This window comes from Streptomyces tibetensis (assembly GCF_007655005.1).
Lineage (GTDB): Bacteria > Actinomycetota > Actinomycetes > Streptomycetales > Streptomycetaceae > Streptomyces > Streptomyces tibetensis.
The window spans coordinates 523,605-536,138 of sequence record NZ_SZVW01000001.1 but is presented as its reverse complement, the minus strand read 5'-3'; the positions used below and the strand labels follow the sequence as shown (position 1 = coordinate 536,138).

Here is a 12,534-nt window from a genome sequence, read left to right as displayed (position 1 = left end):
GAGGGCAGCCGCCCCCGTAACTCTTTCGGGTGACCGTCGTTGAGAGTGCGAGGCGGTTGAAGGAACAAGTGCTCGGACCTGCGTCCGAGACGGTCGACCGCACAGGTGACGATTTCGTACCAGCCTGGAGGCTCAAGGTGACGTGCATCAGCTGCGGAGGGCGGTCATGACTTCCGTCCTCGTCTGCGACGACTCCCCGCTTGCCCGAGAGGCGCTCCGTCGTGCGGTGGCGACCGTGCCCGGCGTAGAGCGCGTGACGACGGCGGCCAACGGCGAGGAAGTCCTCCGCCGCTGGGGGGCCGACCGCTCGGACTTGATTCTGATGGACGTACGCATGCCCGGACTGGGCGGCGTCGAGACGGTCCGGCGGCTGCTGTCCGCCGACCCCGGTGCGCGCATCATCATGCTCACCGTCGCCGAGGACCTGGACGGCGTGGCCCTCGCGGTCGCCGCCGGTGCCCGCGGCTACCTGCACAAGGACGCCTCCCGCGCGGAACTGCGCGCGACGGTGACCCAGGCCCTGGCCGACCCGACCTGGCGGCTCGCCCCGCGCCGGCTGCGCTCGGCCGAGATGGGCGCGGCGCCCACCCTCACGGCACGTGAGATCCAGGTCCTCGAAGGCATGAGCCACGGCCGCTCGAACGCCGAGATCGGCCGCGAGCTGTTCCTCTCCGAGGACACCGTGAAGACCCACGCCAGGCGCCTGTTCAAGAAGCTCGGCGCCTCGGACCGGGCCCACGCCGTGGCGCTCGGCTTCCGGTGGGGTCTGGTGCGCTAGGGCCTGTTGTTCGGATCACGCCCGTCCTTCGGGTCGGGCCGGCTCCGAGGCGGGGGCTCCGGCCCCGGCCGGTGAGCGGGGGCATGTGGATGCCCCCGCGGAAGCCGCGACCGCGTATGCCGGAGGCGGCGGCCGGCGACGGCGCCGTCGGGGGTCCGTCCCTGCCCGGGCGAGGTCGGGAGCCCAGGAGGGCGCAGTCGGGGACCCACGTCCCCGGGCTGATTCGAACGGCAGGTCCCGGCGGTCGTCGTGAGGGCACGAAAAGCCAGGTGGGCGCGGGTGGGCCGGGGGTCCGCAGGGTGCCCGCTGCTCGTTTCGCCGCGGATGCCGCATCCTTGAGGGTGTGGAGTTCCTCGGGGACGAGTCGGTCGAGCGGAAGGGGAGGGCGCAGGGGATGAGTGCCGGCGCACCTGCTCATAACGCTTCGGTGCACAACAACGGGCGCGGTGCCGCGGACCCGGCGGCCGCAAGGCACCATGGACCGATGCGCGACGACGAGGCGGCCCATGCCCAGGGCGCGATCGGTGCGCTCGTCCACCGCGCCGTCGACGGGGACGAGCAGGCCACGCACGACCTGCTCGCCCATGTCCACCCGCTGGCCCTGCGCTACTGCCGCACCCGTCTGTCCCGTCTCCCGGGCGACGCCCGGCACTTCGTGGAGGACCTCGCGCAGGAGGTCTGCGTGGCGGTGCTCCTCGCGCTGCCCCGCTACCGGGACACCGGGCGCCCCTTCGAGGCGTTCGTCTTCGCCATCGCCGCCCACAAGGTCGCCGACCTGCAGCGCGCGGCGATGCGCCACCCCGGCTCGACGGCCGTCCCCTCCGACGAGATGCCCGAGCGCCCGGACGACTCCCTGGGCCCGGAGGAGCGCGCCCTGCTCAGCAGCGACGCGGAATGGGCCAAGAAACTCCTCGCCAACCTCCCCGAGAACCAGCGGGAACTGCTGCTGCTGCGCATCGCGGTGGGGCTCACGGCCGAGGAGACCGGCCAGATGTTGGGAATGTCACCCGGCGCGGTCCGGGTGGCTCAGCACAGGGCGCTGAGCCGGCTGCGGGCGCTGGCCGAGCAGTAGCCCTGCTGGAACAGACCTCAGTTGAACAGGCGGTGCGCCGCTTCCGTACGAACATACGAAGCCCGGAGCCGACCGGAACCGTGGAATGAGACAGCCGCGCTTCCCGTTAGCATGGACATCCGCACCGATCAAGGCCATTTGGGGAAGGTGTCATGACTGCCAACGTCGACGGAGTGCCCGGAAAATTCGCGACACTCGGGCTGACCTACGACGACGTGCTGCTGCTGCCGGGCGCATCCGAGGTGCTCCCCAACGCGGTCGACACCTCGTCCCGCATCTCCCGCAACGTCCGGGTGAACATCCCGCTGCTCTCCGCGGCGATGGACAAGGTGACCGAGTCACGCATGGCGATCGCGATGGCCCGCCAGGGCGGCGTCGGCGTGCTGCACCGCAACCTCTCGATCGAGGACCAGGTCAATCAGGTCGACCTGGTCAAGCGCTCGGAGTCCGGCATGGTCACCGACCCGATCACGGTGCACCCCGACGCGACGCTGGCCGAGGCCGACGCCCTGTGCGCCAAGTTCCGCATCAGCGGCGTCCCCGTCACCGACGGCAACAAGAAGCTGCTCGGCATCGTCACCAACCGCGACATGGCCTTCGAGTCGGACCGCACGCGTCAGGTGCGTGAGGTCATGACCCCGATGCCGCTGGTCACCGGAAAGGTCGGCATCTCCGGCGCGGACGCCATGGAGCTGCTGCGCCGCCACAAGATCGAGAAGCTTCCCCTGGTCGACGACGCGGGTGTCCTCAAGGGCCTCATCACGGTCAAGGACTTCGTCAAGGCCGAGCAGTACCCCAACGCGGCGAAGGACTCCGAGGGCCGGCTGCTCGTCGGCGCGGCCGTGGGCGCCAGCCCCGAGGCCCTGGAGCGCGCCCAGGCGCTCGCCGGTGCCGGTGTGGACTTCCTGGTCGTCGACACCTCGCACGGCCACAACAGCAACGCCCTCAGCTGGATGGCGAAGATCAAGTCGAGCGTCGGCGTCGACGTGATCGGCGGCAACGTCGCCACGCGTGACGGCGCCCAGGCCCTGATCGACGCCGGTGTCGACGGCATCAAGGTCGGCGTCGGCCCCGGCTCCATCTGCACCACCCGCGTGGTCGCCGGCATCGGCGTCCCGCAGGTCACGGCCATCTACGAGGCGTCCCTCGCGGCCCGTCCGGCGGGCATCCCGCTGATCGGCGACGGCGGCCTGCAGTACTCCGGCGACATCGGCAAGGCGCTGGCCGCCGGTGCCGACACCGTGATGCTGGGCAGCCTCCTCGCCGGGTGTGAGGAGTCCCCGGGCGAGCTGCAGTTCATCAACGGCAAGCAGTTCAAGTCGTACCGCGGCATGGGCTCGCTCGGCGCGATGCAGTCCCGCGGCCAGGCCAGGTCGTACTCGAAGGACCGCTACTTCCAGGCCGAGGTCGGCTCCGACGACAAGCTCGTGCCCGAGGGCATCGAGGGCCAGGTGCCCTACCGCGGCCCGCTGGCCAACGTCCTGCACCAGCTCGTCGGCGGCCTGCGCCAGACGATGGGCTACGTGGGCGCCGCCTCCATCGACGAGATGGAGACCAAGGGCCGCTTCGTCCGGATCACCTCCGCGGGCCTCAAGGAGAGCCACCCGCACGACATCCAGATGACGGTCGAGGCACCGAACTACAGCCGCAGCAAGTAGCGGCCCGGCCTTCCGAGGGCGGCCCCGGGGCATCCGGGGCCGCCCTCGTCGTGCCCGTCGGCGATACTGGAAGACGCTGCAACGCATCAGGGAAAGGCCACAGACGTGACTGAGATCGAGATCGGGCGCGGCAAGCGCGGCCGCCGGGCGTACGCCTTCGACGACATCGCCGTCGTCCCCAGCCGCCGTACCCGGGACCCGAAGGAGGTCTCGATCGCCTGGCAGATCGACGCCTACCGCTTCGAGCTGCCCTTCCTGGCCGCCCCCATGGACTCGGTCGTCTCCCCGGCCACCGCGATCCGCATCGGCGAGCTCGGCGGCCTCGGCGTGCTGAACCTCGAAGGCCTGTGGACGCGCTACGAGGACCCGCAGCCGCTGCTCGACGAGATCGCCGAGCTGGATTCGGAGACCGCGACCCGCCGTCTGCAGGAGATCTACGCCGCTCCCATCAAGGAGGAGCTGATCGGGCAGCGCATCAAGGAGGTGCGCGACTCCGGCGTCGTCACCGCCGCCGCGCTCTCCCCGCAGCGCACCGCCCAGTTCTCCAAGGCCGTCGTGGACGCGGGCGTGGACATCTTCGTCATCCGCGGTACGACGGTCTCCGCCGAGCACGTCTCCGGCGCGCACGAGCCGCTGAACCTGAAGCAGTTCATCTACGAGCTGGACGTCCCGGTGATCGTCGGCGGTTGCGCCACGTACACGGCGGCCCTGCACCTGATGCGCACCGGCGCGGCCGGTGTGCTGGTCGGCTTCGGCGGCGGCGCCGCGCACACCACGCGCAACGTGCTCGGCATCCAGGTCCCCATGGCGACGGCGGTCGCCGACGTGGCCGCGGCGCGCCGTGACTACATGGACGAGTCGGGCGGCCGGTACGTGCACGTGATCGCGGACGGCGGCGTCGGCTGGTCCGGTGACCTGCCCAAGGCGATCGCCTGCGGCGCGGACTCGGTCATGATGGGCTCCCCCCTGGCCCGCGCGACCGACGGCCCGGGCAAGGGCCACCACTGGGGCATGGAGGCGGTGAACGAGGAGCTGCCGCGCGGCAAGAAGGTCGCCCTCGGCACGGTCGGCACCCTGGAGGAGATCCTCACGGGCCCGTCCCACACCCCCGACGGCTCGATGAACCTCTTCGGCGCCCTGCGCCGCGCCATGTCCACGACCGGCTACAGCGAGCTCAAGGAGTTCCAGCGCGTCGAGGTGACGGTGGCGGACTCGCAGCACCGGCGGTAGTCCGTTCCGACGCTGAGTAGGGCCTGGTCGCTCAGGGGAGTGGCCGGGCCCTTTTGCATGCCCAAGTGGGTGTGACGGGGCGCGTGTTGCCGATGGGGGGCGCATGGGTGCCTTCGGGCCGTTCAGCCCCGTGGAAGGCGGTTTCGAGGCGCTAGTGTCCTTGATCGGCGCCCCAGGTTCTTCTGGGTGCCCCCTTCCAAGGACACGGTCCGGACCCCGCCCTCGGGGCCCGGCCCGAATTCCGACGTGCCGTCCCACCGGGTCAATGGGCGGCGTCGTGGAAGGGGGCGCCCATGGGACGCCACCGCAAGCCCACCCGCTGGGACCGACTCCGTCTTCGGACGGTGCAGTGCCGGAGGAGGTGGATCTTGCGGATTTTCGGATGGTGAGCGGCCGCCCCCATAGGAACTAGGGGCGGACACTCCGTGAACCATCCAGGAGCCTGCCGCAGGGACCACTGCGGTGGGCTCCACCTTGTTCGGATGGTGAGCGGCCGCCCCCATAGGAACTAGGGGCGGACACTCCGTGAACCATCCAGGAGCCTGCCGCAGGGACCACTGCGGTGGGCTCCACCTTGTTCGGATGGTGAGCGGCCGCCCCCACAGAACCTAGGGGCGGACACTCCGTGATCCATCCAGGAGCCTGCCGCAATGACCGCTGCGGTGGGCTCCACCTTGTTCGGATGGTGAGCGGCCGCCCCCATAGGAACTAGGGGCGGACACTCCGTGAACCATCCAGGAGCCTGCCGCAATGACCGCTGCGGTGGGCTCCACCTGTGGTCCGTAAGGTACCCGCGCCGCGTGCCTCATGCCACCGGTCGCCTGGGCTCACGCACCCCACGCGCCCCCCTTCACAACCGATGCGCCGCCCCCATGGGCGCTGCCCCTCGCGTGTCCAGCAGGAGCTGGGCCTTCACCGACAGGCCCTGGAGGTCGTACGTGCGGTGCTGCTGGAGGAGGATGGTCAGGTCCGCGTCGGCCGCTGCCTCGTAGAGGGAGTCCGCGCGGGGGACGGGGTGGTCGAGGACGCTCCAGGCCGGGACGTAGGGGTCGTGGTAGCTGACCGCCGCGCCCAGTTCCCGCAGGCGCAGGGCGATCTCGCGGGCCGGGGTGCCCTCGAGGTCGGCGAGGTCGGGCTTGTAGGTGACACCGAGGAGGAGCACGCGCGCGCCCCGGGCCGACTTGCCGTGTTCGTTGAGGAGCGTGGCGGCGCGCTGGACGACGTAGCCCGGCATGCGGTTGTTCACCTCTTGGGCCAGTTCCACCATGCGCAGTCCGCGGCCGCCGCCGGCGGTCAGGTCCTGCGGGACGGAGTGGCCGCCCACGCCGGGGCCCGGGCGGAACGCCTGGAAGCCGAACGGCTTGGTCTCCGCGCAGCGGACGACGTCCCAGAGGTCGACGCCGAGGTCGTTGCAGAGGACGGCCATCTCGTTCACGAGGGCGATGTTCACGTGCCGGTAGTTGGTCTCCAGCAGGTGCACCGTCTCCGCCTCGCGCAGTCCACGCGCGCGTACCACCTTGTCGGTCAGCCGCCCGTAGAAGGCGGCGGCCGACTCGGTGCAGGCCGGGGTGAGACCGCCGATGACCTTGGGAGTGGTGGCCGGCGTGACGTCGCGATTGCCGGGGTCGACACGGCTGGGGGAGTAGGCGAGGTGGAAGTCGCGGCCCGCACGCAGCCCGGAGCCCTCTTCGAGGAGCGGACGCAGGAATCCCTCTGTCGTCCCCGGGTGCACCGGTGACTCCAGGATCACCGTGGTGTGCGGGCGCAGATGGCCGGCCAGGGTGCGGGCGGCCGTTTCCAGCTGGCTCAGGTCCAGCCCGCCGTCGGCTCCGGGCGGAGTCGGCGCGCAGATGACCGCGGTGCGTACCCTGCCGAGCTCGGCGGGGTCGGTGGCCGGCCGGAAGCCCCCCGAGAGCATCCGGCGCAGCTCGGCGGGGCTCAGCGAGCCCGTCTCGGGGCCGGTCCGGTAGCCGAGGGTGGGGATGCCGGCGGCGACGGCGCCCTGGGCCAGGGGCAGGCCGTACGGGCCGAGTCCGATGACGGCGAGATCTGCGGGCATGGCGGCCGTCCTTCCCGATAGCCGAAGTGGGACAGGTACGCAAGCCCTGTGGACAGGACGGGCGAGCGCAATGTCAGACTAGGAGTAAATATGACCGATATGCGGGATTGCTCGGCCGAGTTTCGGTGAGTGTTCCGTGAGCGTTGTCCACAGGCTGCGGGCCCGTGGTGGCTGAAGTCGGGCAACCCGGTCAGAATCTGGGCAGGGGGATACGGACGGGGCCGCACCCGACGGGTGCGGCCGGCGCGACCGATGAGCGGGAGGCAGCGGTGAGGACAGCGACACTCGGACCGGCGCAGCGCGCCGAGTCACTCGCATCCATGGCCGAGCGCGAGCTGGACGTGCTGGTCGTGGGTGCAGGCGTGGTGGGTGCGGGTACCGCGCTCGATGCGGTGACCCGGGGCTTGTCCACAGGTCTGGTCGAGGCGCGTGACTGGGCGTCCGGCACCTCCAGCCGGTCCAGCAAGCTCATCCACGGAGGCCTGCGCTATCTGGAGATGCTCGACTTCGCACTCGTCCGCGAGGCACTGAAGGAGCGCGGCCTGCTGCTGGAGCGGCTCGCCCCGCATCTGGTGAAGCCCGTGCCGTTCCTGTACCCGTTGCAGCACAAGGGCTGGGAGCGGCTGTACGCGGGTTCGGGCGTCGCCATGTACGACGCCATGTCCATGGCCCGGGGGCACGGCCGGGGCCTGCCGATGCACCGCCATCTGACGCGTTCTCACGCCCTGCGCGTGGCCCCGTGCTTGAAGAAAGACGCGCTGGTCGGGGCACTGCAGTACTACGACGCCCAGATGGACGACGCCCGGTACGTGACGAACCTGGTGCGTACGGCGGTGGCCTACGGCGCCAAGGCCGCGAACCGCGCGCGGGTGACGGGCTTCCTGCGCGAGGGCGAGCGGGTCGTCGGAGCGAGGGTGCAGGACGTCGAAGGCGGCGGCGAGTACGAGATCCGGGCCAAGCAGGTCGTCAACGCCACCGGCGTGTGGACGGACGACACCCAGGCGATGGTCGGGGAGCGCGGACAGTTCCACGTCCGGGCGTCCAAGGGCATCCACCTGGTCGTGCCGCGCGACCGGATCCACTCCACGACCGGGCTGATCCTGCGCACGGAGAAGTCCGTGCTGTTCGTGATCCCCTGGGGCCGGCACTGGATCGTCGGCACCACGGACACCGACTGGGACCTCGACAAGGCGCACCCGGCCGCGTCCAGCGCGGACATCGACTACCTGCTGGATCATGTGAACTCGGTGCTGGCGGTGCCGCTCACCAGGGACGACGTCCAGGGCGTGTACGCGGGCCTGCGACCGCTGCTCGCCGGCGAGTCGGACGCCACCAGCAAGCTGTCGCGCGAGCACACCGTGGCGCACCCGGTGCCCGGGCTGGTCGTCGTGGCGGGCGGCAAGTACACGACGTACCGGGTCATGGCCAAGGACGCGGTGGACGCGGCGGTGCACGGGCTCGACATGCGCGTCGCCGACTGCGTCACCGAGGACGTGCCGCTGCTGGGCGCCGAGGGCTACCGGGCGCTGTGGAACGCGCGGGCGCGGATCGCCGCCCGGACCGGACTGCATGTGGTGCGGGTCGAGCACCTGCTGAACCGCTACGGGACGTTGACCGAGGAGCTTCTCCAGCTCATCGCCGAGGACCCGTCGCTGGGCGAGCCACTGGCCGCGGCCGACGACTATCTGCGCGCCGAGATCGTGTACGCGGCCTCCCACGAGGGGGCGCGGCACCTGGACGACGTGCTGACCCGGCGGACGCGCATCTCGATCGAGACCTTCGACCGGGGCGCCCGCAGCGCACGTGACGCCGCCGAGCTGATGGCGCCCGTGCTCGGCTGGGACAAGGGCCAGATCGAGCGCGAGGTCGAGCACTACCAGAAGCGGGTGGAGGCCGAGCGGGAGTCGCAGCGGCAGCCGGACGACCTGACGGCGGACGCGGCACGGCTGGGGGCGCCGGACATCGTGCCGTTGTGACCCTGCGGGGGTGCGGCCGGGGTGTGCCGGGTGCGGCTGGGCTGTGCCGGGCATGGTGGGGCTGTGCCGGGCACGGTGGGGCTGTGCCGGGCACGGTGCGGATGTGCCGGTTACGGCCGGGCTGTGCCGGTTACGGCCAGGGTGCGCCGGGCGGGGTTGGGCTGTGCCGGTTACGGCCAGGGTGCGCCGGGCACGGTGGGGCTGTGCCGGGTGTGGCCGGGGCTGCCAGGTTTTGCCGGCCCTGCCAGGTCTGCCGGGGCTGCCAGGTCTGTCAGGCCCTGTCTGCCCTCCCTGGCCTGCCGGACATCACCCGAACGAGTGTCGGGAAGCGGGATCTTCGTTCGGAACCCGGTCGTTCTACGAGGTGCGGGGGCAGAACTCGGCCGCGAGCACCGCGGGTTCGAGACCGGGATCGGCTATCGCGTCCGTGTTCACGCGGAAGGTGAGGACACGTCGGCCGTCGACGGTGGCTGCGGTGCGCGCGTAGCTGCCGGATATGTGCCCGTTGTGTCCCCACACCGTCGTGCCGCACGGAAGCCTCTCGGGGAAGAGCCCCATGCCGTACGCGCCGTGTGCGGCACGGGTGTCGAGCATCTCGCGCAGCCAGTGCGGGGGCAGCAGCCGGCCGCCGAGCAGCGCCCCGTAGAAGCGGTCGAGGTCGGCGAGCGTGGTCACCAACTCACCCGCGGCCCCGGCCACCCGCGGGTCGAGTTCGGTGACGTCGGTGCCGTCGGCGGTGTAGGCGCGGCCGTGCGGGGAGGGCAGCGAGGAGCGGGATCCGGGGAAGGAGGTGCCCGTCAGACGCAGGGGAGTGAGGATGCGGCGCTCGGCCTCGGCGGCGTACGAGTGGCCGGTGACCTGCTGGATGACCAGGCCGAGCAGGACGTAGTTGGTGTTCGAGTACGAGAAGCGGCCGCGTTCGGCCGGAGGGTGGGTGAGAGCGAGGTTCAGGGCCTGACGGGGTGTGACGGGCGCGGTCCCGTCGGTGTCCTTGGTGTAGTCGCGCAGGCCGCTGGTGTGGGTGAGCAGGGAGCGCAGGGTCAGCGCGCGGCCGTCGTTGCCGGCTCCCCGCACCAGGCCGGGCAGGTGCTGCTCCACCGTGTCGGACAGTGACAGCCGGTGTTCGGCGGCCAGTTGCAGCACGACCGTCGCGATGAACGTCTTCGTGATGCTGCCGGCGCGGAAGTGGTCCGACCGGGCGATCGACGAACCGGCGGCGGCATAGCGGGAGGTGGTGCCCTCCTGGGCCAGCAGGGCCGCGGCCGGGGCCCTGCCCTGGGTCACCAGCAGGGGCAGCACCGCGTCCGTGGGCGGCATCGACAGGGCCGACGAGTCGGCCGGGGGCAGACCGAACAGGGCGGCGACCACCGGCAGGGCCAGCAAGGTCCGAATCGGTGGCATACGGGCTCCTCCCAGGTCAGAGCCCATCATGCAAGGCGGCGTGGGGCCCGCCGCACCCGGGTTCGCGCCCGGCGGGGCCGCCGGTGTCCGCCAGGGGGCCCCTGGGCGCCGGGCACTTGTCGGGTGAGAGACAATGGAGGCTCTGTCAGGGCGGGTTGCATGAGGGGACGCATGTCGGAGGCGGAGCGGGCGGGCACATCTCGTCAGGACACTCGTCAGGACAACAGGGAGCGTCTCCTCGCGGGGCGTTACCGGCTGGGCAAGGTGCTCGGCCGCGGCGGCATGGGCACCGTGTGGCGGGCCCAGGACGAGACCCTCGGGCGGACGGTCGCCGTCAAGGAGCTGCGGTTCCCGTCGAACATCGACGAGGAGGAGAAGCGGCGGCTGATCACGCGGACGCTGCGCGAGGCCAAGGCGATCGCGCGGATCCGTAACAACAGCGCCGTGACGGTCTTCGACGTGGTCCAGGAGGACGACCGGCCCTGGATCGTCATGGAACTCGTCGAGGGCAAGTCGCTCGCCGAGGTCATCCGGGAGGACGGCCTCCTCGACCCGAAGCGTGCCGCGGAGGTCGGGCTCGCCGTCCTCGACGTGCTGCGGTCCGCCCACCGCGAGGGCATCCTGCACCGCGACGTGAAGCCGTCGAACGTGCTGATCGCCGAGGACGGCCGGGTCGTGCTCACCGACTTCGGCATCGCCCAGGTCGAGGGCGACCCGTCCATCACCTCGACCGGCATGCTCGTCGGCGCGCCCTCCTACATCTCCCCGGAGCGGGCGCGTGGGCACAAGCCGGGTCCGGCGGCCGACCTGTGGTCGCTCGGGGGCCTGCTGTACGCGGCGGTGGAGGGCGCGCCGCCGTACGACAAGGGGTCGGCCATAGCGACTCTCACGGCCGTGATGACCGAGCCGCTGGAGGAACCGAAGAACGCCGGTCCGCTGGCGGACGTCATCCACGGGCTGCTCACCAAGGACCCCGCGCAGCGACTCGACGACGCGGGCGCCCGGGCGATGCTGAACTCGGTGCTGCACGCGCCGGCAACGGCCGAGCCGGAGCCGATGGACGCCACGAAGGTCGTGCCGCTGCCCGCGCAGCCGGACAGGTCCTCGCGCAAGGGGAGTTCGGCGGGCGCCGGGAGCAAGCGCGGCGAGGAGGCCGGGGAGCGGCTGCGCGGAGCACTGCGTTCCGTGCGCAAGGCCGCGGCGGGATCCGCAGCCGTGGGATCGGCGGCGGCTTCCGCCAAATCCGCTTCGGCCCCGTCCGGTGCCGACGAGGCCGCCTCCGGGGCGGCGGGTACGACCTCCTCCGCGTCGGACAGCGGCGCGGGGCGGGCCGGCGCCGCGGGTGCGTCCGTGGCGCAGTCGGGCTCGGCCGCGTCCACGGGCGCCGGTGAGCGGAGCGCGCCGGAGTCGAAGACGGCCTCCGGAGGGCGGAGTTCGGGGTGGCCCGTGATGCCGCCGCCGGACCTGCCGCAGAGGCCGGTGCCCCGGGCGCCGCTCACCGACGTGGTGCCGCGACGGACCCTGATGATCATCGCGGTGGTCGTGGTGCTCGCCGTGATCGGCACCGTGCTCGCCATCGCGCTCAGCGGTGACGACAAGGGCTCGGAGGGGGCCTCCGGCAAGGGCGGCGGGAAGACCGTCGCCACTGCGTCGAGCAGCGCGGACACCAAGGGCGACGAGAGCGACGGCACGCGCACGGACGGCACGAAGACCCAGGCGACGCCGTCCGGAGCCGCCTCGAACAGCAAGCCTGACGGCCAGGCGAGCGGCTCGTCGGACGAGGGCGGCTCCGGCGGGAAGGGCACCGCCGCGCAGTCCACTCACCAGGGAAGCCAGGGGTACTCGATCGGTCTGCCGAAGGGCTGGAAGTACCAGTCGACGGGTGCGGCGGGCGACCGCTTCACCGGGCCCGACGGGCAGAAGCTGCTCATCGCCTGGACGTCCACGCCCAAGGGCGACCCGGTGGCGGACTGGAAGAGCCAGGAACGCTACATGGTGCGCGCGCAGTACAAGAAGATCCGCATAGAGAAGGTGGACTACCGCGACTGGAACACGGCCGACTGGGAGTTCACCTACACCGACGGCGGCACCAAGTACCGGACGATCGACCGGGGTTTCGTGGTGGACGACCGGCAGGGGTACGCGCTGATGTACACGGCGAAGGCGTCCGACTGGGACGGCGCGCTGCGCAAGGAGACGTGGCGGACCCTGACGAAGACCTTCGAACCCAAGTCCTGAGCATGAGGCCCCCGGGGTTTGGGGAGTGAGATCTGGCATCCCTCCGTTGCGGGTTGCCTGCGGCACGTATCGTAAATATTTGCGGACCGTGCGCAGTCGGAGCGGACCGTGGGGCGAACGGA

Annotated in this window: 8 protein-coding genes; 6 read left to right on the top strand and 2 right to left on the bottom strand. The window is 71.5% G+C overall.

Features of this window, described 5'->3' with window-relative positions:
* Window positions 1-166: 166 nt before the first annotated feature.
* From FDO69_RS02225 to FDO69_RS02210, 4 genes are all read left to right on the top strand, one after another.
* Window positions 167-778: a response regulator transcription factor gene (locus tag FDO69_RS02225; protein WP_003948568.1), complete on the top strand. Its 612-nt coding sequence runs from the start codon at window positions 167-169 to the stop codon at window positions 776-778.
* 484 nt (window positions 779-1,262) lie between these two features.
* On the top strand, window positions 1,263-1,850 hold the full coding sequence (locus tag FDO69_RS02220; RefSeq protein WP_033311556.1) for a sigma-70 family RNA polymerase sigma factor: 588 nt from the start codon (window positions 1,263-1,265) through the stop codon (window positions 1,848-1,850).
* A 152-nt stretch (window positions 1,851-2,002) separates the two neighbouring features.
* Complete coding sequence (gene guaB / locus FDO69_RS02215; RefSeq protein ID WP_104777851.1) at window positions 2,003-3,508, top strand: IMP dehydrogenase; 1,506 nt, start codon at window positions 2,003-2,005, stop codon at window positions 3,506-3,508.
* Window positions 3,509-3,613: 105 nt separating this feature from the next.
* Entirely contained in the window at window positions 3,614-4,738 is a 1,125-nt protein-coding gene (locus tag FDO69_RS02210) for a GuaB3 family IMP dehydrogenase-related protein (RefSeq protein ID WP_104777850.1), read from the top strand.
* A gap of 850 nt (window positions 4,739-5,588) precedes the next feature.
* On the opposite strand, the gene FDO69_RS02205 is transcribed toward FDO69_RS02210, so the two are convergent.
* Complete coding sequence (locus FDO69_RS02205) at window positions 5,589-6,797, bottom strand: nucleotide sugar dehydrogenase (protein WP_104777849.1); 1,209 nt, start codon at window positions 6,795-6,797, stop codon at window positions 5,589-5,591.
* A gap of 269 nt (window positions 6,798-7,066) precedes the next feature.
* On the opposite strand from FDO69_RS02205, the gene FDO69_RS02200 reads away from it, so the two are divergent.
* Window positions 7,067-8,773, top strand: a complete 1,707-nt coding sequence (locus tag FDO69_RS02200) for a glycerol-3-phosphate dehydrogenase/oxidase (RefSeq protein ID WP_104777848.1) — start codon at window positions 7,067-7,069, stop codon at window positions 8,771-8,773.
* Window positions 8,774-9,130: 357 nt separating this feature from the next.
* On the opposite strand, the gene FDO69_RS02195 is transcribed toward FDO69_RS02200, so the two are convergent.
* A complete protein-coding gene (locus FDO69_RS02195) occupies window positions 9,131-10,174 on the bottom strand; it encodes a serine hydrolase domain-containing protein (RefSeq protein WP_104777847.1) in 1,044 nt (347 codons plus the stop codon).
* A gap of 171 nt (window positions 10,175-10,345) precedes the next feature.
* Here FDO69_RS02195 and FDO69_RS02190 point away from each other — a divergent pair, with 171 nt between their 5' ends.
* Window positions 10,346-12,412 (top strand): serine/threonine-protein kinase, encoded by a 2,067-nt coding sequence (locus tag FDO69_RS02190; RefSeq protein WP_104777846.1) that lies wholly within the window; start codon window positions 10,346-10,348, stop codon window positions 12,410-12,412.
* Window positions 12,413-12,534 lie beyond the last annotated feature (122 nt).